Origin of the sequence: Streptomyces melanogenes (genome assembly GCF_014649795.1) — a bacterium.
Classification (GTDB): Bacteria; Actinomycetota; Actinomycetes; order Streptomycetales; family Streptomycetaceae; genus Streptomyces; species Streptomyces noboritoensis.
The window spans coordinates 13307-39269 of record NZ_BMTS01000031.1; the positions used below are offsets into that span (position 1 = coordinate 13307).

A 25963-nucleotide genomic window follows, 5' to 3' on the forward strand; every position below is an offset into this window, starting at 1 on the left:
CCTTGTCCCCGGCCGGTGTGATGAGGGCCCAGGCCACCGCCGGAACTGGTGAGGCTCCTTCCGGTGGTGGCCGCTGACAAGGCACCACCACGACGTCACGCTCGGGGGTGAACCAGATGTGCGGAATCGCAGGACTGGCCGGAATGGACGCGCGATGGCACCAGACCACGGTCCAAGCCATGGGAGTGTCGCAGCACTACCGGGGCCCGGACGGCACGATGCACGTCGCGAGCCCGGACGGGCGGGCGGTGCTGTCCATGAACACTCTGCTGATCGTCGATCCGCTCGCCCAACCCGGCCCGTACCTCGACCGCGCGAGCGGGGTGGTGCTGGCCTTCAACGGTGAGGTCTACAACTGGCGCCAGCAGGCTGGGGCCTGGGGAATTCCGGTAGGCCCCGGCGAGACCGACGCCCACCTGGTCCTTCGGGCCTGGGTGAAGTTCGGGCCGTCCTGTCTGGACGGGCTGGACGGCATGTTCGCCCTCGCCGTCTACGACCCCCGCGTCGGCAAGCTGTTCCTGGCCCGCGACCGGCTCGGCGAGAAGCCGCTGTACTGGCGCTTGGACGGCGGTCGGCTCGCGTTCGCCTCCGAGGTCACCGCCCTCACCGGCTACGGCCCCGCCCCGCTCGTGCTCCGCCCGGAGATGTCGGCGATCGAGACGCCGGTCGGCGTCGACACTCCCTTCCAGGGCATCCAGCTGCTGGCTCCCGCCACCGTGCTGACCTTCGACGTCACCACCACCTCGCTGGATCAGCACACCTGGTGGCGTCTCGAAGAGCGGCAGCCGTTCGAGGGGGACTACCAGGTCGCGCTCGCGGACTTCTCGGTCGTCCTGGCCGAGCAGATCCCGCTGCGAGCCCCGGCGGGGGACTTTGCCCTGTTGCTGTCCGGCGGTCTCGACTCCGCTCTGCTGGCCTATCTGACCCGCCCGCCGGTCTGCGTCACGGTCCGCTACTCCGGCCAGGACCGCCTCGACGAGTCCGCGTCGGCCGCGAGGATCGCGGCCGACGTCGGCGCCGAGCTGATCGTGGTGGAGCCGGGCACCGCGGACTTCGCCACCGTGCTGCCGCACCTGGTGGCCTCGCTGGACTACCCGATGGGCAATGCGTCCGTCTTCTCCGAGTACATGGCCCACCGCAAGATCGCGGACCTGGGGCTGAAGGTGGTGCTCGGCGGGCTGGGGCCGGACGAGTTCCTGATGGGTTACGTCCGCCACGCCCTGGTCCTCTTCGGCCCCGAGGCCGTGCTGAAGGCCGGGATGGAGTCCTACCGGCCGCTGGCCGCCAAGCTCATGCACACCGCCGGCCAGGCCCTCGACCCCGTCGAGGCGGTCACCCGGCTCGTCCTGCGTGGCCCCGACCCCGGCCACCGCATCCGAGCTCTGGTCGCCGAGGCGATGGGCCGGGCGGGCGGGGACCTGGCCCGCGCGCTCACTCTCGCCGACCTCGCCACTGCCTGGCGGCCCCTGGTCATGACGAGCGACAAGCTCGCCGCTGCCTACGCCCTCGAACGCCGATCCCCTTATCTGGCCCGGAAAGTGGTGGAGCTGTCCTGGAGGCTCCCGGTCGGCTACAAGATCGCCGCCCCGGCGGCCGGGAAGCGGATCCTGCGCGACGCTGCCAGGGCCCTCGGGATGCCGCGGGAGGTCTGGGACAGTCGCGACAAGCTCGGCTTCGCCTCCCCCGTCCCCGCCTGGCTCAACGGGCCCCTGGCGGCCTGGGCGGACGCACACCTCCACGCTGCCCTCGCCGACGCCCCGACCGAGCTGCGGCCGCTGCTGATGGCCGGGCTCCAGAAGGGCGGGCACTTCGACCGCACCCGCATGCAGGCCCTGCTGGCCGCCATCTGGTTTCACAACCAGCCGGTGAGGGCTGCCGCATGACGATCAACTGGCTTACTACGGTGGTGGGATGCACCCTGACCCCACCCGTCCCGCCGAGGAGCCGGTCACCGCCCACGGAGCCGTCGCGGTCATCACCAACCGGCGCGGGGACCTCCTCCTGCACCTGCGTGACGACCTCCCCGGCGTCATCGCCTGGCCGAACCACTGGAGCCTGCTGGGCGGGGGCACTGATCCCGGTGAGAGTCCCGCCCAGACGATCGTCCGCGAACTCGACGAGGAAGCCGGGCTCACGGTCCGGCAGCTGACGGAGCTTTCTGAGATCCGTGACGAGTACGGCTCCGGCCAGCTGATCACGTTCTTCGCCGGCGACTGGGACGGCGACGAGACCGCGCTGCCGCTGGCCGAGGGCGTCAAGCTCCAGTTCTTCGCCCCCGAGCACCTCGACATCCTCACGATCCCGCCGTTCATCCGGGACGGGATCCACCGCTATCTGGCCGCCCGACCCGCCTGACCGAGCCCTCCACGGGGCCGCCGGGCGGCGGCCCCACCTGGAAGGACCCCTCGCATGAAGCTGACCGTGATCGGCTGCGGCTACCTCGGCGCCACCCACGCGGCCTGCATGGCCGAACTCGGACACGATGTCCTTGGCATGGACAACGACAGCGACAAGGTCGCCATGCTCAACTCCGGCAAGGCCCCGTTCTTCGAGCGCGACCTGGACCCGCTCCTGGTCAAGCACACCGCCACCGGGCGCCTGAAGTTCACCGCCTCCTACGCGGAGGCCGCCGCCTTCGCGGACCTCCACTTCATCGGTGTCGGCACCCCGCAGACCCCCGGCGAACACGCCTACGACCTCTCCCATCTTTTCAACGCGGTCCGCCAACTCGCCGCGCGCCTGACGGACCCGGCGGTGGTCGCGGTCAAATCCACCGTCCCGGTCGGCACCGCCCCCGAAGTGGCCGACCTTCTCACCGCGTTCGCCCCGGCCGCTGACCGGGTCGAGGTCGCCTGGAACCCGGAGTTCCTGCGCGAGTCGTTCGCCGTAGAGGACACCCTCCGCCCCGACCGCCTCGTCCTCGGCTTCCACAGCCCGCACTCGTGGGCCGAGTCCCTGCTGCGGCAGTGCTTCGCGAAGATCATCGATGCCGGGACGCCGACGATCGTCACCGACTGGGCCACCGCCGAGCTCGCCAAGGGCGCCGCCAACTCCTTCCTCGCCACCAAGATCTCCTTCATCAACGCGATGGCCGAGATCTGCGAAACCGCAGGCGCCGACGTCCACCAGCTCGCCGAGATCCTCGGCCACGACGCCCGCATCGGCCGATGCGGAATGCGGCCCGGCCTCGGCTTCGGCGGCGGCTGCCTGCCCAAGGACCTCCACGGCTTCATCGCCCGCGCCGAGGAACTCGGCACCGGGGCCGCCGCCGGCATGCTCCGCGAAGCCGCCGCCGTCAACACCCGCCGCCGCGAGGCCCTGGTCGGTCTCGCCCGCGAACAGCTCGACGGCGACCTGGCAGGCAAGCGGATCACCGTCTGGGGAGCCGCCTTCAAGCCCGGGACCGACGACATCCGCGATTCCCCGGCCCTGGCCGTCGCCCAGACCCTCCACGAGCTCGGCGCCACGGTCACCGTCACCGACCCCAAGGCCCTCGACAACGCCCGCAAGCTGCACCCCGAACTCGACTACACCGAGGACCCGATCGCCGCCGTCCAGGACGCCGACCTGCTGCTGCACCTGACGGAGTGGCCGCAGTACTCCCACGTCGACCCGCACCGCCTCGCCGCCCGCGCCACGAGCGCGAAGGTCATCGACGGCCGCGGCACGCTCGACGCGGACACCTGGCGCGAGGCAGGCTGGACCGTCCGGGCTCTGGGCCGCCCCTGAGCCACGTACTCCCCACTCGACGCCGTGCAGCACCAGCCAGGCGACCGCACATGAGCAACGGAGGGCCACACATGGCAGACGACCAGAGCCGCGGCACCGCAGGGTTCCTGTTCGAGATGGGGATGCTCAAGAGGGCCAAGCGGTCCGGCTGGTGGATCGTCGGCGTCAAGGACCCCGAGACCGTCGCCGAGCACAGTTTTCGCACGGCGATCATCGCGAGCGTCCTGGCCATGATGGAGGGCGCGGACCCGGCGAAGGCCGCGCTGCTCGCGGTCTTCCACGACACTCAGGAGACCCGTGTCAGCGACATCCCGCGCATCGGCCGCCGCTACCTGAAGGCTGCCTCCAACGAGGAGGTCACTGCCGACCAGGTGTCCGCCGCCCACCCCGCCGTCACGGCCGGCGTACAGCGGATCGTAGAGGAGTACGAGAACGGCGACAGCCCTGAAGTGATCGTCGCCCACGACGCCGACAAGCTGGAGTGCCTCGTCCAGGCCGTCGAATACCGCGAGCAGGGCTACGCCAACGTACAGAACTGGATCGACACCAGCCTCGCCTGCCTCAAGACACCCTCCGCCAAAGCCCTCGCCGAAGCCGCGCTCACCATGCCCTCACTGGAGTGGCAGCAGACCTACTTGCCCCGTTCCACCTGATCGAGGAGATCGGCCGGCACGCCGGGCACGCGGACATCGGCTGGGAGTCCCTGGACGGCAAGACGGCGTTCGAGCTGGTGGCGCTGGCGAACGCGTGAGTTCCCGGGCGTGAGCGCCCCCCCGTTCGCCTCCATGGAAACCCCGAAGACCTTGTCAACGGTTGAGTGATTCGAGCGCTCCGCGACGCCCCGTGCCGCCGCAGTGTTCGGGGTTTGCTCCTGCTGTTACAAGATCCACCATCACACCCTCGTGCGTCTGTACGGTCTGCCTGCGCGGGCAGTTCGGAGTGCGGAGGGAGACGCGGGTGTGACCCAGGTCGGGCAGGGGGGACGGGATCAGGGTGGCGGCGAGGTGTCTCTGGAGGCGGGTGTCGCCGCGCAGGTGAGGGCGGAGTCACCGGGTGCGTCCGAGCCGCGCTTACCCGGGGGCGGCACACGCGCCGCCCGTCTCACCCGCCGACTGCGCCCCCGCTACCCCCGGCCCGGCCGCACCGGGTGGCGCCGCTGGATCCCCTCCTGGCGGCAGAGCTTCGGCGGCCTCTTCGCCGGCCTCGGCCTGAGCACCCTCCTGCTGGGCGTCGCCTACGCCGCCACCGACATCCCCGACGACCTCAACACGTACGCCACCCAGCAGGACACCGTGTACTTCTGGGCCGATGGCACCCCGATGGCCCGTACCGGCTGGGTGCAGCGGCAGGCGATGCCGCTGGAGGAGATACCCGAGCACGTCCGCTGGGCGGTGCTCGCCGCCGAGAACGAGGGCTTCTACAGCGACCCCGGCATCTCCGTCACAGGCGTCACCCGCGCCCTGGTCTCCACCCTCGGCGGGCGCGAGGCCCAGGGCGGCTCGACCATCACCCAGCAGTACGTCAAGAACGTCTACCTCGCCCAGGACCGGACGGTCCGCCGCAAGTTCACCGAGGCGATGATCGCCCTCAAGCTCGGCAGCAGGATGAGCAAGGACCAGATCCTGGAGGGCTACCTCAACACCAGCTGGTTCGGCCGCGGTACGTACGGCATCCAGCGGGCCGCCCAGGCCTACTACGGCAAGGACGTCAGCCGCCTCGACGTCAGCGAGGCCGCTTTCCTCGCTTCCCTGCTCAAGGGCGCCGGCCTGTTCGACCCCGCGCTCGGTGGGGCCAACCACGAGCGGGCCGTGGAGCGCTGGTCGTGGATCCTCGACCGGATGGTGGCCGTCGGCAAGCTGTCGCCGCGCGAGCGCGCCACGTACAAGACGTTCCCCGAGCCGCACCGGCACAGCCCGCTGTCCGCCACCGGCGGGCAGAGCGAGTACCTGGTGGAACTCGCCGCCCAGTACGCCAAGAAGGCCGCGCACCTCTCCGACAAGGACTTCGACCTCGGTGGCTACCAGATCTACACGACCTTCGAGAAGGACCGTGAGGCCCTGCTCACCGAAGCCGTCACCAAGGCCCAGCAGCAGGCCCGGCAGGACCATCCGAAAGCCGCCGGGACCGCCCGCTACGGCGCCGCCTCCCTCGCCACCGACGGCCGCATCCTTGCCGTCTACGGCGGCCCCGACCACCGTACGCAGGGCTACAACGAGTCCAACGCGGCCACCGTGCCCGCCGGTTCGGCGTTCCTTCCGTTCGTCTACGCCGCCGCACTGGAGCACGGCATACGCACGACCCGCGAGGGCGCCCCCGTTCCGGTGACCGGGCAGAGCCTCTACAACGGCGACGACGGCGTGCCCGTCCGCACGCCCGAGGGCCCCTACTGGGACCGCAACGGGCTGAAGGTCGCCGCCCACAACGACCGTGGCCGGTCCTACGGGCCGATCTCCCTGCACCGGGCGCTCGCCCTGTCCGTCAACGCGCCGTTCATGCAGCTCGGTATGGACACCGGCCTGGAGCAGGTGCGCGCCACCGCCGAGGCCGCCGGGCTGCTGCCGTCCAGCATCGGCGCCCAGGTGCCCGCCCTGGCCACCGGCAGCTCCACGCCCAGCGCCATCCGCATGGCCGACGGCTACGCCACCTTCGCCGCCGACGGCGTGCACACCGAGCCCTACTCGGTACGGCAGATCACCCGCAACGGCCACCCGGTCACCCTCGACCCGCCGCCCACCCGCCGCGCGATGGCCGCCGCCACCGCCCGCGAGGTCACCTCCGCCCTCACCGACGCCTTCCGCACCGCCCACCCGGACGCCGAGCCCGCGCCCGCCGGGAAGGCGGGCACGACCGGGGACGACACCGCCGCCTGGTACGTCGGCACCGCCAAGAACGTGTCCACCGCCGTCGTCGCCTACCGCATCGACCTGAGCAAGAGCCTCGCGCCCCTGCCGCTGGGCGGCCTGGACGGCACGGCCGCCGACAGCGTCCCGTACGGCATCTGGTCACGTGCGATGAGCCGTCCCCTCGGCTGAACACGGGCGAGACCGCACCGCACCGGCCCTCACTGACAACTCCCCTTCCCGTGCTCCCAAAGGATTGAGCCACAGATGAAGCAGTCGTCGGGCCGCCGCCCCGAGGCCCGTAGACCCCGCAGTCCCGCCGCTCCTCCGCTGTTCGTCACCCTGACGGCGTTCTTCGCCGTCAGCTCCCTCGCCTCCGGCTACCTGATGCTCTCCGGTACGGGCACCACGGCCTCGACCACCTCGGCGAGGGGCGGGGCGGGCTTACGACATCAGCCGGCCCCGCGCGCGACCGAGAAGCCGGAGCGGGACGGCAGGACCCAGGTGCTTGGCGACGGCTCGACCTCCTACACCGGCCCGCAGAAGGACCAGTTGAAGCCGGAGCCGCTGAAGCCCGGCGAGAAACCGCCCCAGTTCGTGGTCTTCTCCTGGGACGGCGCCCTCCAGGGCGACGACAAGCTGTTCTCCCACTACCGGAAGACCGCCAAGGCGTACCACGCCCACATGACCTTCTTCCTCACGGGCATCTACCTGCTGCCCAAGGCCAAGAGGGACCTCTACGCCCCGCCGCAACACCCCCGGGGCAGCGCGGCGATCGACTTCCCCACCGACGCGCACATCCGCGACACCGTGGAGCAGCTCACCGGCGCCTGGAAGGACGGCCACGAGATCGGCACCCACTTCAACGGCCACTTCTGCGGTGCGAAGGGCGGGGGCGACTGGAGCGTCGAGGAGTGGAAGAGCGAGATCAACCAGTTCTACGACTTCGTGGGGCACTGGAAGACCAACACGGGCCACACCGACCTCGCCCCGCTGCCCTTCGACCTCACCAAGGAGATCACCGGCGGCCGCGCCCCCTGCCTGGAAGGACAGGCCAACCTGCTGAAGGCGGCCAAGAACTACGGCTGGCGTTACGACGCCAGCTCCCCCGGGGACTTCCAGATCTGGCCGACGAAGAAGAACGGCATTTGGGACTTCCCGCTCCAGATGCTCCCGTACGAGGGCGGCGACTACCAGGGCCTGTCCATGGACTTCAACTTCCTCTACAGCCAGTCGCCTGAATCGACCAAGGGCGACCCGGCGAAGTACCCCAGGTGGCAGCGGGCGAGCGTCGACGCCTACATGGCCGGGTTCAACCGCGTCTACTACGGCAGCCGCGCCCCGCTGTTCATCGGCAACCACTTCGAGGAGTGGAACGGCGGCATCTACATGAAGGCCGTCGACGAGGTCATCAAGAACGCGTGCACCAAGAAGGATGTCAGGTGTGTGTCCTTCAAGGAGCTCGCCGCGTGGTTGGACGTCCAGAAACCCGCCACGTTGGAGCGGCTGCGCGCCTTGGACCCGGCGCAATCCCCGGACTGGTCGACGACGGTGCGGTGACCGCCGCCCGCCCGCGAAGAACCCCTGTACCTGCCCCGGCACCCACCGCCGGGGAAAGAAGAGATGGGAAGAATCCAGTGAAGTCAACGAAGTCGAGCCGTACGCATCGTCGAGCCGCGATACGTACGGCGGCCGCCGCCTCGGTCGTCGCGGGCGCGGTGCTGCTGCCCAGCTGGGAAGCGACCGCGGCCACCACGGCCGGGCCCCAGGTGGACGCCACGACGCGGGCCACGTTCCAGCGCCTGGCCGACGCGGTCTTCACCGACCGCACGCACGCCCTCGTCGACCAGACGGGCACCGCGAAGAAGCCCCTGACCGGCGGCTTCACCGGTAAGGTCGCGCTCTCCTCCGCACTCGCCCGCACCGAGGAGAGCGCCCTGCACCAGCTCGGCGACCGCAGAGACCGGCTCGCCCGGCTCGGCGAGAAGTACAGCACGGCCGGCACCTCCGTCGCCCTGGGCGCCACCCGCGTCAGCGGCCACCAGGCCGTCGTCGCGGTCACCGAGACCACTGAGCTGACGTACGAGAAGGTCCACGGCGACGAGCCGAAGACGACCGGGTTCCAGGCGCACCACGAGCTGACGTTCCAGGCCGACGGGCGCGGCGACTGGCGGCTGACGGACATCCACGACACCGACGACGGCTATCCGGCGGTCAACCAGCCGACCACGCCGACGGCCACCACCAAGGCCGCCACGACCACCGACGACACCATGCCGTCCGCCCCGCGCGCGGCCACCACCCGCAACGCGCCGCCCAACCCGAAGAACTTCACCGCCCGGGGCTACGACTACAAGGCGATGGCCACGTACGCGGACACGTACTGGCGCACCTACAACCCGGCGTACCCGAACTTCGACGGGCACGGCGCGGGCGGCGACTGCACCAACTTCGTCAGCCAGTCCCTGAAGGCGGGCGGCTGGAAGCATGCGCCCGGCCGTGTGGACGATTACACCAAGTGGTTCGGCACCGCCGACATCCAGTCGGAGTCGTTCGTCGGCGTCAACGAGTGGTCCTGGTTCGCGCAGAATTCCCAGCGCGTCACCAGCCTCGCCAACGTCTACCAGATGGACGTCGGCGATGTGCTCCAGATCGACTTCGACAAGGACGGTTCCAAGGACCACACGATGATCGTCACCTACCGCAGCCCGCAGGGCATGCCGTACCTGACGTACCACTCCTACAACACCCATCACCGCTCGGTGGCGAGCATCATCGCGTCGGGACCCAACGACGCGTACTACGCCTACCGCACCTGACCGGCCCGCTGCCACCGGACTTTCGTCCGGGCGGAAGTCGTCGGGCCGGGCGAGGTGCGGCGACTTCCGGCTGTGGTCAGCTCGTCCTGTCCATGACGAGAGGAGAGGAGAGGAGAGCGTATGAGGTCGGGAGGCAAGCCGGTTGTCCGGCTGGTGGCCGCGCTGGCGCTGGCATCGGCCGGTGTCTTCGTGGCCACGGGGGAGAGGGCTCAGGCCATTGTCGGGGGAGCGGACGCGGAAGAGAGCTACTCGTTCATGGGCGCGCTCCAGGACGTTGGCGGCAACGAGCCGAAGCAGTTGTGCGGTGTCGTTCTGGTCCGGCCGGGCTGGGCGGTCACCGCCAACCACTGCACCTTCGCCGGTCCCACCCCGAACGACGCGCAGTTCCTGAAGGTCAGGTTCGGGTCCGACCGGTGGAACAGCGGTGGCCAGGAGGTGGGCGTCGCACGGATCGTCCGCCATACCGAGTCGCCGGACTGGAGCGGCAAGGACATCGCCCTGCTGAAACTGTCCGAGGACGTTGCGCAGGCCCCCGCCGTGCTCGGCTCGACGCGCCCCGGTGCCGGGGCGGCGGTCCGTCTCCTCGGCTGGGGCAGGACCTGCGGCAAGGAGCGCGGGTGTGAGAAGACGCCGTCCGAGGTGCTGAAGCGGTTGGACACCGTCGTGGCCGCGGATGAGGCCTGTGGTGGCGGCAACTACGCGGCCGCGCGCGAAGTGTGTGTGACCGCCACGTCGAAGGACACCGTCTGCAAGGGCGACTCCGGAGGCCCAGCGCTGGTGAAGGCGAATGACGGGTGGGCGCTTGCCGGAGTCGCCAGCCGCAGGATGCGGGCCGGTGACTGCGGTACGTCCAACTTCGCGTACACGGATGTGAGTTCGTTCCGACAGTGGATCGACGCGGCGGTGAGCGCCGATCGGGAGGAGCCGGGAGGGCGGCCCGTTGGTGGATCGGGGGAGCAGCCCGTTGGCGGGCCGGGGGAGTCGGGAGAGGAGCAGCCCGCCGGTGCGCCGAGCGCCCCCGGGGCCGCGCCGGAAGACCAGCGAAGCCCCGGGGGCGGCGAAAACGGCAGGCAGAGCGGCGAGGGTGGCGCGGCCGGGGATCCCGACAGCGCCGCGCTGCCGCCCTGGATCGAGATCCACTAGCGGGCGGGTCCCCCGTCGGCGGGTGCCCCTCCCGCCCGCCGTCGGCTCAGCGTCCGGCCAGCAACTCCAACGTGTCGATCACCCGGTTCGAGAACCCCCACTCGTTGTCGTACCACGCAACGACCTTCACATGGCGGCCGTCCACCCGCGTCAGCTCCGAGTCGAAGATGGACGACGCCGGGTTGCCCGTGATGTCGGACGACACCAGGGCGTCCTCCGAGTACTCGAGGACGCCCGCCAGCGGGCCCTGTGCCGCCGCGCGGTAGGCCGCCAGTACGTCCTCGCGCGTCACGTCGCGCGCGACCGTCGTGTTGAGCTCGACGATCGAGCCCACCGGGACGGGGACGCGGATCGAGTCGCCGGACAGCTTGCCGTCGAGGTTGGGCAGGACGTGGCCGATCGCCTTGGCGGCGCCCGTCGTGGTCGGCACGATGTTGACCCCGGCGGCGCGGGCGCGGCGGGGGTCGCGGTGCGGGCCGTCCTGGAGGTTCTGCTCCTGGGTGTAGGCGTGCACGGTCGTCATGAACCCGTGCTCGATCCCGGCGAGTTCGTCCAGTACGGACGCCAGCGGGGCGAGCGCGTTCGTCGTGCAGGAGGCGTTGGAGACGATGGTGTGCGCCTCGGGGTCGTACGCGTCGTTGTTGACGCCGAACGCGAGGGTGACGTCGGCGCCGTCCGACGGCGCGCTGACCAGGACCTTCTTCGCGCCCGCGTCGAGGTGCGCCCGGGCGGCCTTGGCGGAGGTGAAGCGGCCCGTCGCCTCCAGGACGAGGTCGACGCCCAGCTCGGCCCACGGCAGGTCGGCCGGCTCGCGCTCGGCGAGCACCTTGATGCGGCGGCCGTCGACGACGAGCGTGTCCCCGTCCACGGTCACCGGGCGGCCGAGCCGGCCCGACGTCGAGTCGAAGGCGAGCAGCCGCGCGAGGGCGGCGGGCTCGGTGAGGTCGTTGACGGCGACGACCTCCAGCTCGCTGTCGCGTTCCAGCAGCGCGCGCAGCACGTTGCGTCCGATGCGGCCGAATCCGTTGATGGCGATACGCGTCATGGTCGTGTCCCTTCGTCCCTGACCTGAGGTTCCCCTCCAGACTCGCGCGGGGCGCCGCGCCACGGCAGCGGCGTGAGCGCCATGGTTCGAAAGGATCTCGCCATAGCCGTACGGTCCTCGCCTACTCGCCCTACTCGCCCTGCGTGAACGTACGGCGGTACTCGGTCGGCGTCGTCCCCAGCACCCGCTGGAAGTGCAGCCGCAGATTCGCCCCCGTCCCCAGCCCCACGTCCGTCGCGATCTGCTCCACACTCCGCTCGGAGCGTTCCAGCAGCTCACGGGCCAGGTCGATCCGGGCCCGCATCACCCACTGCATCGGCGTGTACCCGGTGTCCTCGACGAACCGCCGCGAGAACGTACGCGCCGAGGTCGCCGCGTGCCGCGCCAGTGCCTCCAGGGTCAGCGGCTCGTCCAGGCGGTGCAGCGCCCACTCGCGGGTGGCGGCGAACCGTTCGCCGAGCGGCTCGGGCACGCTGCGCGGCACGTACTGCGCCTGTCCGCCGCTGCGGTAGGGCGCCGCGACCAGGCGCCGGGCCGCGTGGTTGGACGCGGACACGCCGAGGTCGCCGCGCAGGATGTGCAGGCACAGGTCGATGCCGGAGGCCGCGCCCGCCGACGTCAGCACGCTGCCCTCGTCGACGAACAGGACGTTCTCGTCGACCTGTACGAGGGGGTGCTTGGCGGCGAGTGCCCGCGCGTAGTGCCAGTGCGTGGTGGCGCGCCGGCCGTCGAGCAGGCCCGTCGCGGCGAGCGCGAACGCCCCGGTGGAGATGGCGGCGAGCCGCGCGCCCCGCTCGTGGGCGGCGACCAGCGCGTCGAGAACGGCCCGCGGCGGATCCTCGCGCCCCGGGAAGCGGTACCCCGGGACGAAGACGATGTCCGCCCACGCCAGCGCGTCGAGCCCGTGGGCGACGGCGTACGACAGTCCGTCACCCCCGGCCACAAGACCGGGTTCCGCCCCGCACACCCGCACCTCGTACGGCATGCTCGCGCGGGTCGTGAACACCTGCGCGGGAATCCCGACGTCGAGCGGCTTCGCGCCTTCGAGTACGAGTACGGCGACGCGTCGGCGGGGGGAGGGAGGCACGGGCCAAGCGTACGAGGAGAGCAGAAGACGGCGGCTTCACGAGAACGTGAAGCCGCCGTCTGCGTGGGTCGGTGGTCTGGGTGTTCAGCTGGTGCGGCGGGAGCCGCGCAGCAGGGTCGCGGCCACGACGAGGGCGGCCAGCAGGAGGGCGGCGCCGACGCCGAAGGCGAGGTGCAGGCCGCCGGTGAGGGCCCGCGCCGGGGAGTCGCCCGCCGCGCTCAACGTCTCGGTACGGGAGGCGGCGAGGGTGGACAGGACGGCCACGCCGAGGGCCGCGCCGATCTGCTGGGTGGTGTTGAACAGGCCCGAGGCGAGTCCGGCGTCCCGCTCGTCCGAGCCCGACATGCCCAGGGCGGTCAGCGCGGGCAGGGCCAGGCCGAAGCCGGAGGCGAGCAGCATCACCGGCAGCAGGTCGGTGACGTAGTCGGCCTCTACGGGCAGCCGGACCAGCAGGCCGAGGCCCGCGAGGAGCAGGCCGAGGCCCGCGAGCAGGACGGTCCGCTCGCCGAAGCGGGAGTTGAGCCGCGCCGAAAGGCCCAGCGAGACCGCGCCGATCGCCACCGCGGCGGGCAGCATCGCGAGGCCGGTGGCGGCGGCCGAGTAGCCGAGGACGCGCTGCATGTAGAGGGCGACCAGGACCTGGAAGGAGAAGAGGGCGGCCACCATCAGCATCTGGATCAGGTTGGCGGCGACCACGGTGCGCGAGCGCAGGACGCGCGGCGGTACCAGCGGGGTGCGGGCCTTGGTCTGGCGTACGGCGAACGCGGCGAGCAGGGCGAGGGAGAGCGCGCCGAGTCCGAGGGTGTGCGCGGAGGTCCAGCCGTACTGCTCGACGCGGACGACGGCGTAGATGCCCGTCATCAGACCGGCCGTGACCAGCACCGCGCCCGCCGTGTCGGCGCCGGCGCGCAGGCCGAGCCCCCGGTCGGCGGGGAGGGCGGGCAGGGCGAACAGGAGCGCGGCGAGGCCGATGGGCAGGTTGATGAAGAAGACCCAGTGCCAGTCGAGCGCGTCGGTGAGGGCCCCGCCCAGCACCTGTCCAAGGGAGGCCCCGGCGGCGCCGGTGAAGGCGAACACGGCGATGGCGCGGGTGCGTTCGCGGGGTTCGGTGAACAGGGTGATCAGGATGCCCAGGCCGACGGCGGAGGCCATGGCGCTTCCCACGCCCTGGAGGAAGCGGGCGGCTATCAGTACGCCGGGGGAGGCGGCGAATCCCGCGAGGAGGGATGCCGCGGTGAAGACGGCGGTGCCCGCGAGGAACATCCGCTTGCGGCCGAGCAGGTCGCCCAGGCGCCCGGCGAGCAGCAGCAGGCTGCCGAAGGCGATCAGGTAGGCGTTGACCACCCAGCTGAGGCCGGCGGGGGAGAAGCCGAGGTCGTTCTGGATGGCCGGCATGGCCACGGTGACGATGCTGCCGTCGAGCACCGTCATCAGCATGCCGGTGGACAGCACGCCGAGGGCGGCCCAGCGGGAGCGCAGGGCGCGGGCCGGGGCGGTGCCGGCGACGGGGGCGGGCGGGGCGTACGTGGACATGGGTCTCTCCGGTCGGCAGGCAGGAGGCGGGTGCAGTCGGATCGGATCCGGTGATCGCATCCGGTGGTCGGATCCGGCGACTGATGAGACCGTAGCAGATAGTTTCGTTGCAGACGATTTCTTTCGGATCGAATTGCTAGGCTGGTCCCATGACCGCGATGGCGCCCTCCCGTACCGAGCCCGACCTCTCCTACCTCCTGGACCACACCGGCCACGTCCTGCGCACCCGGATGGCCGCGGCCCTCGACGAGATCGGGCTGACCGCCCGGATGCACTGCGTCCTCGTCCACGCCCTGGAGGAGGAGCGCACCCAGGCCCAGCTCGCCGAGCTCGGCGACATGGACAAGACGACGATGGTGGTCACCGTCGACGCCCTGGAGAAGGCCGGACTGGCCGAACGGCGGCCCTCCAGCACCGACCGCCGGGCCCGGATCATCGCCGTCACCGACAAGGGCGCCGCCCTCGCGGTCGAGAGCACCCGCATCGTCGACGAGGTCCACGCCGGGGCCCTAGCGTCCCTGCCACCCACCGACCGCGAGGCCCTGCTGCGCACCCTGCGCCTGCTCACCGAGGACGCCCTCGCAATCCCTTCGGAGAGTCCTCGGCCGGCGCGGCGGGCGCGGCAGTAAGGGGGTGGGACGCGGGGTCCGCTTCGTCCTTACGGGGTCCGGACACCCCCTCCCGGCGATACCGTGAAGGGGTACGCCGAAGGACTGCCCAGGAGCCCTCGATGAGCGAAGAGCAGGCCCCCGCCACCGCACGGCAGCCGCTGGAGCCCGCGGCCGCCGACGCGGTACGCGCCTACGCCGCCAGGACCCGCGAGAACGCCGACCGGCTCGCCGCCGTACTGGAGGACATCGCCACCCACGGCCTGCCGCCGGCGGAGGAGTGCACGCCCTGGGAGGACCTGCGCGAGCAGCACCTCGCCCGCCTCGTCGCCCAGCGCCCGGCCGTCGCCTGATGGCCTCCGGCCACGCCCCGCGCCGCGCCCGGATCGCGTTCAGCGACTCCGCGGCCAAACAGCTCGAAGAGCTCACCACCGAGGGCGAGATCCACGCCCTGGACCGCGCCCTGGTAGCCCTCTCGGTCACCCCCGAAAGCGGCACCCCGATCCCCGGCAACGCCCCCGGCCCCGAACTGCGCGAGTACACGGACGAGATCGAGGCGGTGCGGGTCCTGTACTACCTGACGGCGCTGCGTACCGTGGTGGTCGTCGCGTACATCGAGGTGTAGCGGCGCGACGATGCACGACGGCCGCTCGGCGGTCCGAACGCCGCCAGACCTATCACGCCGTGATAAGCGGCGGCCTTCGGACTTCACGGGAACGGGCAGGCCGCGAGGCCGAGTTGAAGGCGCGGACCCCAGGCCCCCACCGCACCTCGTGCGTGCACCCCCGGCAGAATAGGCTCGCGGTGCGGCTGACGTAGGCGCGACGACGGACCCGTACACGACCCGCAGGAGCACCCTCACCATGACGACCAGGTGGTCACGCACCCTCGACCACGCGGGCATCAGCGACCCGGCACTGCGCGGCGCCTACAGCGGCCAGCGCCAGCTCGTGGCCCGTTTCGCCCGCGCCGAATACACGGCCGTACGCCTCCTGCTCCCCCCACCCGCCGTCCCCCACATCGTCGCCGCCACCGCGTTCATGCACCACACGGACAACCTCATCGACCAAGGCCCCGTGAAGGAACGCCTCGCGGCGGCCGACGACTGGCGACAGCAGGTCACCACGGCCCTGACCCGAGGCTCCAGCGAAGACCCGCTGCTCCGGGCACTGACCCACACCATCTCCCGACACCCCCAACTCCACGAGTACGTGGAGCAGTTCCTCAAGGGCGCCGACGTGGAAGTGGAGTGGGAGAGCTTCAGCGGCGAGGCGGACTTCCAGCACTACGTCACCGCCTACTCCCTGCCCGCGTTCATGCTCGTGGCCTGCCTGCTCGCGCCCGAGGCGCCCGGCGAGGAGTACGTCACGGGCTGCCGCGCCTTCATCGAGGCCACCCAGCGCCTCGACTTCCTGGACGACATCGCCGAGGACCTCGCCGAGGGACGGATCGGAATCACCCACGAGACCCTGGCCCGCCACGGCCTCACACCCCATGACCTGCGACGTCAACCGGGCGGGTTCAAGGCTCTGCTGCACGAGCAGGCACCCCTCGTACGGGCGGGCCTGGAGGAATCCCGCACCCTCGAACACCACGTACACCCCTCCAGCCGCCCCCTCGTCCGCGCCCTCGTCGCCCTCCAGACGCTCCGGGTGGGCGCGGTGGAGAAGGCAGGACCCGCGCTTCTCGACGGATCCACCCGCCCACCGCTGGCGGATGCGCTCCGCCTCCTGGGCCGGGAGTACCGGGCCGCACGGCGGCACCGGTGACCACCGCTCACCGGTGCTGCCACCACAGCAGAAACCAGCTGACAGCCTCGGAACCAAGGCTGCACACGGCCCCCAGAAGCACCTGACGCAGCAGCGAGTTGGCGAACGGCTCGGGCGAAGACGTACACGTACGAGAACACGAGCACGATCCTGATGCCTTGGGCATGTCTTCCGTACCTCCCACAGAGACGTCGAGAACGGGCCTCATCCTGGGGAGTGCGGACGGTGTTGCGGACCCGGAAGCGCGTTGGTGATCCAACCGGCAGCGTTCCCACCGGCCCCGCGCGCCGTTGCCGCAGCGGCGTCGGCCGTTGCCGACCGTTGCCGACCGATTCGGCAACAGAAGACCCCTTGCCACCCGCCCCCGATGCGCCAAAGTGGTGTGGTTCCGTTCAGAACACTCGGTGGGGAGAGCATGAGCGGCAGTACGACAGGGACCAGGCTGTTACCTCTGAAACCGGGCCTGGGCCCCGAAAAACGCGCCCTCGCGGAGGATCTGCGCCGCCTCTTCCTCACCCTCGACGTGAGCGTGCGCCGCTACGCGGCACGGCGGCACCTCAACGCCAGTTCGGTCACGCGCTACCTCAGCGGCGAACGCGTACCGCCGTGGGACTTCGTGGCCGGCGTCATCGTCGACTCGGCCGAGGAGACGGAACGGCCCCTGACCACCGAGGCCGAGGACGCCCTGCGCGAGCTGCACCGCTCCGCGCTCAAGGCCAGCCGCCGGGGCAGCGAGGTCCAGCAGCTCCAGGACCGGCTCGCCGACACGGACGAGGAGATCCGGCGGATCAAGACCCGCGAGCGCGCCCTGGAGGAGGCGCTGGGCGACCGGCACCGCCGCCTCTCCGACCTCCAGCGGCGCTGCCTGCGGGCCGAACAGGTGGTGGAGGAGCAGCGGCTCGTCCACAGCGCCGAACTGGAGCGCTGGGAGGGCGAGTACGAACGCCTCCACACCGAGCGCCAGGACCTGCGCGAGCAGGTCCTCTTCCTGGAGGAGGCCCTGGCGGTGGCCCGGGCGGAGCTGATCGCCGCCGAGGAGGAGTGCTACCGCCTCGAAGCGGAGCTCGAAGCCACCCAGGAGGGCGAGAACCGGGTCGCCGCCACCTCGCTCATGGAAGCGCTGGAGGCCACCGACCGTACGGCCACGGTGACCGAACTCGTCGACCTGGTCGGCGGCCTCGAAACCCGCACGCAGCACGCCATCGCCAGCGAGCTGGTCACCTCGGCGAGCCGCACCCGGGAGATCGCCGAGGTGTCCGCCCTGCTGACCGGCCTCTACACCGCCGGCCTGCACCACCACGCCGAAGCCGCGCTGCCCGCCATGGTCATGATGCGGCCGGTGGCCGATGTGGCGGGCCTCGTCGCCGCCCTGGCCGCCGCCAGACTGCGCCCACCCGTCGTCACCCTCCTCCAGGCCTCCGTACGCCTGCACACCCCCAAGGACGTCGCCGGTCTCGCGGGCATGCTCCACACGGCGGGCCTCGCCGACCACGCGGTCAGCCTGCTGGGCGCGGCGGCGGTCACCCGGCCGCTGCCGGACGTGATGGACGCCGTCGGCTGCCTGCGCGGGCACGGCTTCGCGCCACTGGTCCGGGCCGCGCTCCGCGCCGCCGCGTGCCAGCGTCCGATACGCGATGTCCTCCAGCTCCTGACCCTGCTCTTCCAGGACGGACTCGGCCCTCTGGTCGCGGGGATGACCAGCGCGCTCGCCGCCCAGCGCACGGCATCCGACGTGGCCGAGTTCCTCGCCTTCGCCCGCATCCGCGGCCTGGACCACCTGAGGGAGGCGACGCTCACCGAGACCGAGCAGCGCGACATCGCCCACCTCGCCGACCTGATCTACGCGTTGCAGCGCACGGGCAACCACGCTGCCACCGACGCGGTGCTGTTACGGGCCGTCGGCAGCCGGGCCCCGGCGGAGGTCGCCGTACTGATCAGTGACCTCCATGTGTCGAGCAGCTTCCACGAGTGCTCGCGCGCCCTGGTCGCCGCCCTGACCGACACCGACGCGGCGGGAGTCAGAGCCCTGGTCACCGAGCTGAACCAGGGGTACGTGGGAGCCGACGCCGTACTCAAGGGCGTGGCCCGCGTCTGCACACCGGGCTCCGCCGCCGCCATGGCCGCCACCCTGGAGGTCTGCGGGCTCCACGAGCAGGCCGAAACGCTGTTCCAGTGTTTCGTCGACACGAAGCCCGCGGGCCACTGCGGCATGTTCCTGCAGGGCCTCCACATCAACGGCGCCCCCAGCATGACCATCGAATCACTGCGGCAGCGGGCACATGGCAGCACCATCCTCAGCCTGGCGCAGCTCATCCGCGCCCTCGACACACCCGCCCTGCGCGGGCACCTCGACGCGGTGCTGCTCGCCTGCGCGACAGCCCGGTCGGCCACCGACAACACACTCCTGCTCAAGAACCTCAGGGACAACGACACCCCGACGGGCCCGCGAGCCGAGCGCGTGGTCAACCGCCTTCTGGAAGAGGTCGTCGTCCACCAGCCGGTACCCCGCCAGGTGGACCTGCTCCTCGCCCTCGCCATGGCCGACCTGGGCGACTACGCCCGCCACCTGGAAGCCCTGGCAACCCGAACCGACCAGGCCGTCGCCTTCACCAAGCTGCTGAAGGCGACGAACAGACAACACGAACAGAGGCCGCTCTCCCGCTCGTTCTGGCGCCCGAAACGACAGTGAGCCCGCGACGCTCGTACGGGCAGTGACCGTACGCCGAGTCCCACCGACCGCCCCTCAAAAGGGATGTCCGAAGGGATGTCCGACTCAAGTCGTAGGTGGAACCGGCCCGTTGGGGTGATGCCGAGGGCCACTCGTCTCGGCCAGCATGGCGGACGTATCCATCTGAACAGATCGGGAGAAGTCTGTATATGTCTGGTAAGGCCATCGCTCTGACCGCCGCGGGAATCCTCTCCGCGATCGCGGTGCTGCCCACCGCCGCGGCGGCACTGGTCCCACTGGATGCTCCCGTGCCCCCGCCGAGCCGCGGGCACGGGAGCATCCAGTGGGACCAGTGCGTGAGGGAGGACGTCGGGGACGACGTGCTGTGCGGCAAACTGGCCGTGCCCGTCGACTGGTCCAAGCCGGAGTCCGGGACGACAGACCTGCGTGTCTACCGGTCGAAGCCGGCTGGCGGGAGCAAGGGCACGATCATCAATTTTCCCTCCGGCCCCGGCGAGACGGGGGACATCGCCTTCGCCTCCCTGAAGCAGGATCTCCCCGGCTACGACCTGGTCTCCTTCGATCCGCGCGGCGTGAGCGAGAGCAGCCCGCTGACCTGTGAGACGGACAAGGCACTCAAGATCCCGGTCGTCCCTCCCACCGATCCTCAGCGGTTCGACGCGCTGCGCAAGAACCAGCAGGCCTTCTGGTCCACCTGCACCACCGGTCACCCCGGCCTGGACCGGCATCTGGACGCCTACAGCACCGCTAGGGACGCCGAGGCCCTGCGTAAGGCCATGGAGCTCGGCAAGGTCAACCTCCACGGCGTGTCCTACGGCACCCTCCTCGCGGAGCGATACCTCGGCCTGTACGGGGAGCACGTCAATGCCTCGGTCCTGGAAGGAGTCATGAACCCCGCACAGGGCCGACGGGAATTCCTCACCACCGCGGCGGCCGGTACGGAAGCGGTCCTCGACCGCTTCAGGAAGTGGTGTGATGCGGAGTCCGCCTGCACGCTGCACGGCAAGGACGTCGGCGAAGTCTTCCGCAAGGCCCGGCACAACGCCGCCGCCGGACACATCCCGGGCAAGGACGCCATGGGTCGGCCCTGGGCCGCCGTGAGCGTCGGCCAGTACGCCGACGGCACTCTGAGCAGCAGCTTCAGCGATGCCGCCGCCGGCCTGCTGGCACTCTCCCAGGGGCGCAACCCCCTTCCCGAAGAGAAGGAAGGCGGCGAAGAGGAAACATCGAAGACCTTCCCGTACGCCGACCCGATCGTCTGCTCCGACTTCTCCCTGGCCGTCCCGAACGCCAACCAGGCCCGCCGCGACCTCGAAGCCGCACGCAGGACCGCCCCCGTCACCGAGTACTCCACCAACGCCAGCCAGTACGCCTCCATCTGCCTGGCGGGCCCCCGTCCGGCCAAGGACTCCTCCCACCCGGTCACCTCACGCAGCGCGAACCCGACGATGCTGCTCAGCAACAGCCACGATGCCGCCACCCCTGTCGCGTGGGCCGACAAGGTGACCGAACAGCTCGGGAAGAAAGCCATCCACGTCGTCACGGACAAAGTCGGCCATGGCGGCGGCATGCAAAACCCGGACACCCTTCGCAAAGTCAGGGCCTATGTGGACCGGTTCAACCCCACCCCCGCGAACTAGCCATCGCCGCACCCGACCCGCCCTTCCACCACAACACGGCGGAGGGCACTGCGGTCGCCGTCACGCACGCGGTACGCCCTGGCGGAGCCCGGGCGCGCGCTGTGGGCCGGACGTGTTCCGCCGCGCGGCGTCCAGGATGAACGACTCCCCGCCGCGCTTCAGCCATGCGTCCATCCCCAGGCGGTCGCGCAGGTGCGCGCAGTAGCCTGCTCGAACTCCGTCCCGCAGCGCGCTGATCTGCGCCGCCAGCGGAGAATTGCGGCGCCACATCAAGACCAGTTCTCGACTGAGGGGATTGCCCGCGAGGGGCCGCAGCTCGATGTCCGCACCACGGGTGGCGCAGAATCCGGCGACGCCTTCGCCGGACGCGACGAGCGCCGCGGAGAGCGGTGCTATGTCGTTCCCGTTGTTCCTCACACCAACCCGTTCTCCCGCGCATACAGCGCGGCTTGCGTCCGATCCCGCAGCCCCAACCGGCTCAGCACCCGCGAGATGTGGTTCTTGACCGTCCCCTCGCTCAGATACAACCGCGCGGCGATCTCCTTGTTCGTGGCGCCCGCCGAGATGAGCCGGAGCACCTCCGTCTCCCGGGGCGTCAGCAGGTCGGGCGCGGGGACACCGGCCGCCAGCGCGGCCAGTACGGTCTGGTCGAACTGGGCGACACCCGCGTGCGCGAGGCGGACGGCCTGGGCGAGTTCGGCCGCGGGCAGGTTCTTGAGCAGATACCCGACGGCCCCGGCCTTGAGCGCCCGCCCCACGTACTCGTCGTCGTCGAACGTCGTCAGCATCAGGACCCGGCACCGGGGCAGCCGCCGCAGGAGCAGCGCCGTGGCCGCCACCCCGTCCATGCCGGGCATCCGGATGTCCATCAGCACCACGTCGGGTTCGCACTCCTGGGCCAGCTCCACGGCCTCGCCGCCGTCCCGCGCGCTGCCCACCACCGCGATGCCGGGCTGGATGCCGAGCAGCGCGGCGATGCCCTCGCGGACGAGCTCCTGGTCGTCGACGACGAGGACACGTACGTCCGGCGCCGGCACCTGCGGTGTCCCGGATCCGGCCGCCACATCACCCCGTACGTCCGGAGCCCCCGACACCCCCAGCCCGACGACCGCCGGATCGCTCACCACGGCACCCCCACCACCAACACCGTCCCCCGCTCCGAACTGCTCACATCCACCGTCCCCTCCGCCAGCCGCACCCGCTCGCGCAGCCCGGTCAACCCGAAGCCCTCCTCAGCGCCGCCCAACCCACCCCCGTTGTCCGTGACACACAGACGCGCGCCCGCCTCGTCGTAGCGGACCGTCACCCCGATCTCGGTCGCGCCGGAGTGGCGACAGGCGTTGGTGAGGCCCTCCTGGGCCGCCCGGTACAGCACCAGCAGCGGCCGCCGCTCGGTGCCGGACACGTCCAGGGAGATCCGGCGGGTGCCGCCGTCGAGGTGGTGGACGAGGCCGGCCAGCGCCCGCGACAGGCCGACCGGCTCGGATTCCGACTCGGGGCCCAGGGTGCGTACGGAGGCCCGTACCTCGTCCAGGGCCCGGTTCGCCGACCAGCGGGCGTGCGAGACGGCCTGTGCGGAGGCGGCCGGATCGAGCGCGGCGAACGCCTCCGCCTTCTCCAACTGGATCCCGATCGCGGTCAGATGGTGCCCGAGGCTGTCGTGGATCTCGCGGGCCAGCCGGTTGCGCTCACGGGCCGCCGACAACTGGGCGACCTCCGCGAGAGTGCCCTCCAACTGGCCGCGAGCCCGCTGTTCCCGTACGGCGACGGCCGCCATGGCCAGCGCCAGCACGACTCCCAGGGCGAACATCAGCAGGTCGGAGATGTACTCGGCCCGCACCGCCCACCCCGGCACCCACACGGTGAACCCACCCGCCAGCAGAACCACACACCCCGCGCCCAACGCGACCCCGACGCCAGGCCCGAACGCGAAAAACCCCAGGAACGGGACCAGTACGAACAACACCCGCGACAGCCCGGAGACATCGAGAGCCGCCACCGCACACAACAGCGCGGCCCGCAGGGCGAACACCCCACCCACCGGAACCCGCCACGTGCGCCCGTCGAGCACCCCGAGCGCACACAGCAGCGCCGCGAAACCGGCGGTGCGCACGTCGAACCCCGGCCCTGTCACGGCGTAATAGAGCCCCCCGGCGAGCACCGCCCCGTACAGAACGGCGGGTATCCAGGGCACAGGACGCGGCATCAGGCCTCCCGGCGGCGCGGTATCTCGTACGTAGGTGTACGGCTCCCCGCAGCGTACGTGGGGCGGGCGCCCCAACCACACCATCCGACGGCTGCACCGCGAAGTGTGGCCAAAGGTCATGTGTCCTCCGTCCCCCCGCACCCCTGCCATTTCGTACTTACCCCCGATGACCTGCGATTCCTAGATTCCTCGGCATCACCACAGCACGAGACGAGGACACTCCATGCACCTACGTTCGCTGGCCGTCGCACCCCTGCTGCTGGCCACAGTCCTGGCCGTCCCGGCGGCCGCCCGTCCCGGCACCGCCGACAGAATCCGCGTCCCCGGCGCCGAACACACCGTCTCCGCCCGCCTGTCGGACCTCACCACCACAGGCACCAGGCTGACCGGCCACACCGACCCCACCGACTGGGCGGGCCTGGAGGCGCCCCACACAACCACCCCGTCGGGAGTCCCCGGCGTACAGATAGACGGCTACTTCCCCGACACCTCCACCACCAACACCGACCACGGCTGGAACCACGACAGCCAGTTCGTCATCCGACTGCCCGACCACTGGAACGGCGGCCTCGTCGTCGCGGGCCCGCCGGGCCTGCGCAAGCAGTACGCCAACGACCGGATCATCAGCGACCAGGTGCTGGCGAGGGGGTACGCGTACGCCGCCACCGACAAGGGCAACTCCGGCCCGGAGATCTACAAGGACGGCGACCGCCCCGGCGACGCCATCATGGAATGGCACCGCAGAGTCACCGAACTCACGGTGGCAGCAAAGAAAGTGACGGCACGTCACTACGGTCATAGGCCACGCTTCACATACGCCGCCGGGCTCTCCGCAGGCGGCTACCTCGTCCGCTGGCAGCTCGAACACCGCCCCGACCTCTACACCGGCGGCCTCGACTGGAACGCCCTCACCTTCACCACCGACGGCGGCCTACTCAAGACGCTCCCGCCCGCCCTGCGCGCCTACCCCCGCTACGCCCCGCTGCCGCACGACGAGTCCGCGCACGCCGCGATGCTCGCCGCGGGCTATCCGGAGGGCTCGGAGCGCCAGTGGGAATGGCACCACAAGAACCAGTGGGACCTGCTCCAGCGGGTGATACGCGAGGAACTCGACCCCGACTACGACGGCCCCACCGAGGGTGGCACCCCGCTCTGCCCCGCGGGCACCGGTCCGGGTTGCGACACGGACTACGACTTCGCGTCCCGCCCGCGAGCGGTGCACAGGGCCGTGGAACGGATCTCGCTGACCGGCGACATCCGCCGCCAGCTCATCAGCATCCAGGGCACCCTGGACGCCCTCACCCCGCCGACGGACTTCGGCGACGTCTACCACCGCATGGTCACCGACGCGGGCCGCGCCGCCCTGCACCGCTACACCAAGGTCCCCGGCGGCGCCCACACCGACGGCCTGGTCGCCCTCGACACGGAGCATGTACGCCCGATGCTGGGCGACTTCACGGCGGCACTGGGCGAGCTGGAGGTGTGGACGCGGCCGACCTGCGCCACTTCCTCCTGAGGAGCCGAAGGACGGCAGACCGCCGCTTCCGGCGAAGCGGCGGATTCACCCAGCGTGGTAACTCTGTGCATGTTTGACGATACGGAGGGTAGTGAGGATGTGGTCTTGTCGTACGGGGCTCCAACCCGGGGGTCCACCCGAGAGCCGGAGACCGTGATGCCTCTTATTGCCTTCACCAAGCGCGTTGTCGCCGTCATGGCCCTGACTGCCGCGGTGCCGGGGATCGGCGCGGCGCCGGCGGTCGCGGCCGGCGCCCCGCTGGGCCAGTGCGCGGTCAGCGTCAGCAACCCCAACCATGCCGGTAACTACGTCTGGGCGGAAACGAGTTGGAACTGTTCCACGCTGCCCGCGGACGGCGGCGCGAAGGTCCATCTGAGGATCACCGCGACGGTTCCGTGGTGAAGGTCTCGGAGTTCTGGGAGAAGGGCCCCTTCAGCCACTCGTTCGGGACGGGCGTCCCCTGCGTCGGCGGCAGCCACACCTACCAGGTCCACGCCTGGGGCTTCGACAGTGACCTCATCCAGTACCACGCCTACAGCCAGAAGCTGACGTTCCCCTGCTGACACGTCGTCCGCACGCGGATGGAACACGGCGGACCGCCGCTTCCGGAGAAGCGACGGTCCGCTGATACCGCGATACCGCAGAGAACTCAGATACCGAAGTTGGTCCCGACGAACTTCTGGTCGGAGTTGTTGTTGCAGTCCCACACGATCGCGTAGTTGCCGTTCCACGTACCGCCGTTGCGCAGGCCCAGGCAGAGCTCCTGGTGGTACGTGGAGTGGAGGCGGACCATGCCGCCGCCGACCGGCTCGACGTTCCACTGCTGGTCCGCGTTGCCGTTGCAGTCCCAGGCGGACGCGTTCGCACCCCGGTGGATGTCGCCGCCCCAGACGCCGAGGCACTGGTTGTTGTCGTTGACGAGGTGGACGGTGTCCGGCAGCCCGTCGTGCAGGTTGAACGAGACGACGTCCGCGGACCAGCGCTGGTCCGGGTTGCCGTTGCACTTCCAGACGATCACGGACGAGGAGTCCTCGCCGGGAAGGTAGTCCTGGCCGAGGCACGGACCCATGGTGCTGCCGACCTGGAGCCCCATGCTGGGAATCGTGGCCGAGGCCTGCGGCGCGGCGGCGACGAACGCACCCGCGGCCATACACATGCTGGTGGCGACGGTGGCGATGCGCTTGAGGGTGTTCACAGAGATTTCTCCCACGAAAGACGGGACCCCGGACTTCCCCCGATGGCGTCCGGTGATCCACTTCCATGATCATAAAGCCGGTCAACCGGTTTGTCATGCACGAACCAATGGGCGCGGAGATCCGGGCTGCTGCCCGGGGCCCGC

At 70.8% G+C, this 25963-nt stretch carries 25 protein-coding genes; 18 read left to right on the top strand and 7 right to left on the bottom strand.

Annotated elements, in window-relative coordinates:
• Positions 1-116 precede the first annotated feature (116 nt).
• The 9 genes from IE252_RS37615 (at position 117) to IE252_RS37655 (ending at position 10531) form a co-directional block, all read left to right on the top strand.
• Complete coding sequence (locus tag IE252_RS37615; RefSeq protein ID WP_506417304.1) at positions 117-1883, top strand: asparagine synthetase B family protein; 1767 nt, start codon at positions 117-119, stop codon at positions 1881-1883.
• Between the two features lie 28 nt (positions 1884-1911).
• On the top strand, positions 1912-2355 hold the full coding sequence (locus tag IE252_RS37620) for an NUDIX domain-containing protein (protein ID WP_190093989.1): 444 nt from the start codon (positions 1912-1914) through the stop codon (positions 2353-2355).
• A gap of 54 nt (positions 2356-2409) precedes the next feature.
• Positions 2410-3729, top strand: a complete 1320-nt coding sequence (locus IE252_RS37625; protein ID WP_190093990.1) for a UDP-glucose dehydrogenase family protein — start codon at positions 2410-2412, stop codon at positions 3727-3729.
• Positions 3730-3800: 71 nt separating this feature from the next.
• Positions 3801-4382 (top strand): HD domain-containing protein, encoded by a 582-nt coding sequence (locus IE252_RS37630; RefSeq protein ID WP_190093991.1) that lies wholly within the window; start codon positions 3801-3803, stop codon positions 4380-4382.
• The gene (locus IE252_RS37635; RefSeq protein WP_308434599.1) at positions 4349-4480 is read left to right on the top strand and encodes a hypothetical protein; all 132 of its coding nucleotides are present in this window, start codon (positions 4349-4351) and stop codon (positions 4478-4480) included. Before IE252_RS37630 ends, IE252_RS37635 begins: the two co-directional genes overlap by 34 nt.
• A 253-nt stretch (positions 4481-4733) precedes the next feature.
• Entirely contained in the window at positions 4734-6761 is a 2028-nt protein-coding gene (locus IE252_RS37640) for a transglycosylase domain-containing protein (protein ID WP_229849054.1), read from the top strand.
• 75 nt (positions 6762-6836) lie between these two features.
• The gene (locus IE252_RS37645; protein WP_190093993.1) at positions 6837-8129 is read left to right on the top strand and encodes a polysaccharide deacetylase family protein; all 1293 of its coding nucleotides are present in this window, start codon (positions 6837-6839) and stop codon (positions 8127-8129) included.
• A gap of 77 nt (positions 8130-8206) precedes the next feature.
• The gene (locus tag IE252_RS37650; RefSeq protein ID WP_190093994.1) at positions 8207-9388 is read left to right on the top strand and encodes an amidase domain-containing protein; all 1182 of its coding nucleotides are present in this window, start codon (positions 8207-8209) and stop codon (positions 9386-9388) included.
• Positions 9389-9508: 120 nt separating this feature from the next.
• Positions 9509-10531, top strand: a complete 1023-nt coding sequence (locus tag IE252_RS37655) for a S1 family peptidase (RefSeq protein WP_190093995.1) — start codon at positions 9509-9511, stop codon at positions 10529-10531.
• A gap of 46 nt (positions 10532-10577) precedes the next feature.
• Here the strand turns inward: IE252_RS37655 and gap are convergent, their stop codons facing one another.
• From gap to IE252_RS37670, 3 genes are all read right to left on the bottom strand, one after another.
• Positions 10578-11576, bottom strand: coding sequence for a type I glyceraldehyde-3-phosphate dehydrogenase (gene gap, locus IE252_RS37660; protein WP_190093996.1), 999 nt, complete (start codon positions 11574-11576; stop codon positions 10578-10580).
• 130 nt (positions 11577-11706) lie between these two features.
• Positions 11707-12663 (bottom strand): GlxA family transcriptional regulator, encoded by a 957-nt coding sequence (locus IE252_RS37665; RefSeq protein ID WP_190093997.1) that lies wholly within the window; start codon positions 12661-12663, stop codon positions 11707-11709.
• Between the two features lie 84 nt (positions 12664-12747).
• Positions 12748-14196, bottom strand: a complete 1449-nt coding sequence (locus IE252_RS37670; protein WP_190093998.1) for an MFS transporter — start codon at positions 14194-14196, stop codon at positions 12748-12750.
• Between the two features lie 149 nt (positions 14197-14345).
• Between IE252_RS37670 and IE252_RS37675 the strand changes: the two genes are divergently transcribed.
• The 6 genes from IE252_RS37675 (at position 14346) to IE252_RS37700 (ending at position 20902) form a co-directional block, all read left to right on the top strand.
• Entirely contained in the window at positions 14346-14825 is a 480-nt protein-coding gene (locus tag IE252_RS37675) for a MarR family winged helix-turn-helix transcriptional regulator (protein WP_190093999.1), read from the top strand.
• Between the two features lie 101 nt (positions 14826-14926).
• Positions 14927-15157 (top strand): hypothetical protein, encoded by a 231-nt coding sequence (locus IE252_RS37680; protein ID WP_190094000.1) that lies wholly within the window; start codon positions 14927-14929, stop codon positions 15155-15157.
• On the top strand, positions 15157-15429 hold the full coding sequence (locus tag IE252_RS37685; protein WP_190094001.1) for a hypothetical protein: 273 nt from the start codon (positions 15157-15159) through the stop codon (positions 15427-15429). Before IE252_RS37680 ends, IE252_RS37685 begins: the two co-directional genes overlap by 1 nt.
• A gap of 238 nt (positions 15430-15667) precedes the next feature.
• Positions 15668-16573, top strand: coding sequence for a phytoene/squalene synthase family protein (locus IE252_RS37690; protein WP_190094002.1), 906 nt, complete (start codon positions 15668-15670; stop codon positions 16571-16573).
• Between the two features lie 415 nt (positions 16574-16988).
• On the top strand, positions 16989-19262 hold the full coding sequence (locus IE252_RS37695) for a coiled-coil domain-containing protein (RefSeq protein WP_190094003.1): 2274 nt from the start codon (positions 16989-16991) through the stop codon (positions 19260-19262).
• Positions 19263-19450: 188 nt separating this feature from the next.
• On the top strand, positions 19451-20902 hold the full coding sequence (locus tag IE252_RS37700) for an alpha/beta fold hydrolase (protein WP_190094004.1): 1452 nt from the start codon (positions 19451-19453) through the stop codon (positions 20900-20902).
• Positions 20903-20962: 60 nt separating this feature from the next.
• Here IE252_RS37700 and IE252_RS37705 read toward each other — a convergent pair whose 3' ends face one another.
• Genes IE252_RS37705 through IE252_RS37715 form a run of 3 tightly spaced genes read right to left on the bottom strand, consistent with a single transcriptional unit; the run spans position 20963 to position 23108 of the window.
• On the bottom strand, positions 20963-21319 hold the full coding sequence (locus tag IE252_RS37705; protein ID WP_190094005.1) for a type 2 periplasmic-binding domain-containing protein: 357 nt from the start codon (positions 21317-21319) through the stop codon (positions 20963-20965).
• Positions 21316-21966 (bottom strand): response regulator, encoded by a 651-nt coding sequence (locus IE252_RS37710; RefSeq protein ID WP_373298677.1) that lies wholly within the window; start codon positions 21964-21966, stop codon positions 21316-21318. Before IE252_RS37710 ends, IE252_RS37705 begins: the two co-directional genes overlap by 4 nt.
• Positions 21967-22022: 56 nt before the next feature.
• Complete coding sequence (locus IE252_RS37715; protein WP_190094006.1) at positions 22023-23108, bottom strand: sensor histidine kinase; 1086 nt, start codon at positions 23106-23108, stop codon at positions 22023-22025.
• A gap of 223 nt (positions 23109-23331) precedes the next feature.
• Between IE252_RS37715 and IE252_RS37720 the strand changes: the two genes are divergently transcribed.
• The 3 genes from IE252_RS37720 to IE252_RS37730 all read left to right on the top strand — a co-directional run bounded on the left by IE252_RS37720 (position 23332) and on the right by IE252_RS37730 (position 25187).
• Positions 23332-24624: a tannase/feruloyl esterase family alpha/beta hydrolase gene (locus tag IE252_RS37720; RefSeq protein WP_190094007.1), complete on the top strand. Its 1293-nt coding sequence runs from the start codon at positions 23332-23334 to the stop codon at positions 24622-24624.
• 156 nt (positions 24625-24780) lie between these two features.
• Complete coding sequence (locus tag IE252_RS37725) at positions 24781-25026, top strand: hypothetical protein (RefSeq protein WP_190094008.1); 246 nt, start codon at positions 24781-24783, stop codon at positions 25024-25026.
• Positions 25023-25187, top strand: a complete 165-nt coding sequence (locus IE252_RS37730) for a hypothetical protein (protein ID WP_190094009.1) — start codon at positions 25023-25025, stop codon at positions 25185-25187. Before IE252_RS37725 ends, IE252_RS37730 begins: the two co-directional genes overlap by 4 nt.
• Before the next feature lie 86 nt (positions 25188-25273).
• Here the strand turns inward: IE252_RS37730 and IE252_RS37735 are convergent, their stop codons facing one another.
• Complete coding sequence (locus tag IE252_RS37735; RefSeq protein ID WP_190094010.1) at positions 25274-25819, bottom strand: RICIN domain-containing protein; 546 nt, start codon at positions 25817-25819, stop codon at positions 25274-25276.
• Between the last annotated feature and the right edge of the window lie 144 nt (positions 25820-25963).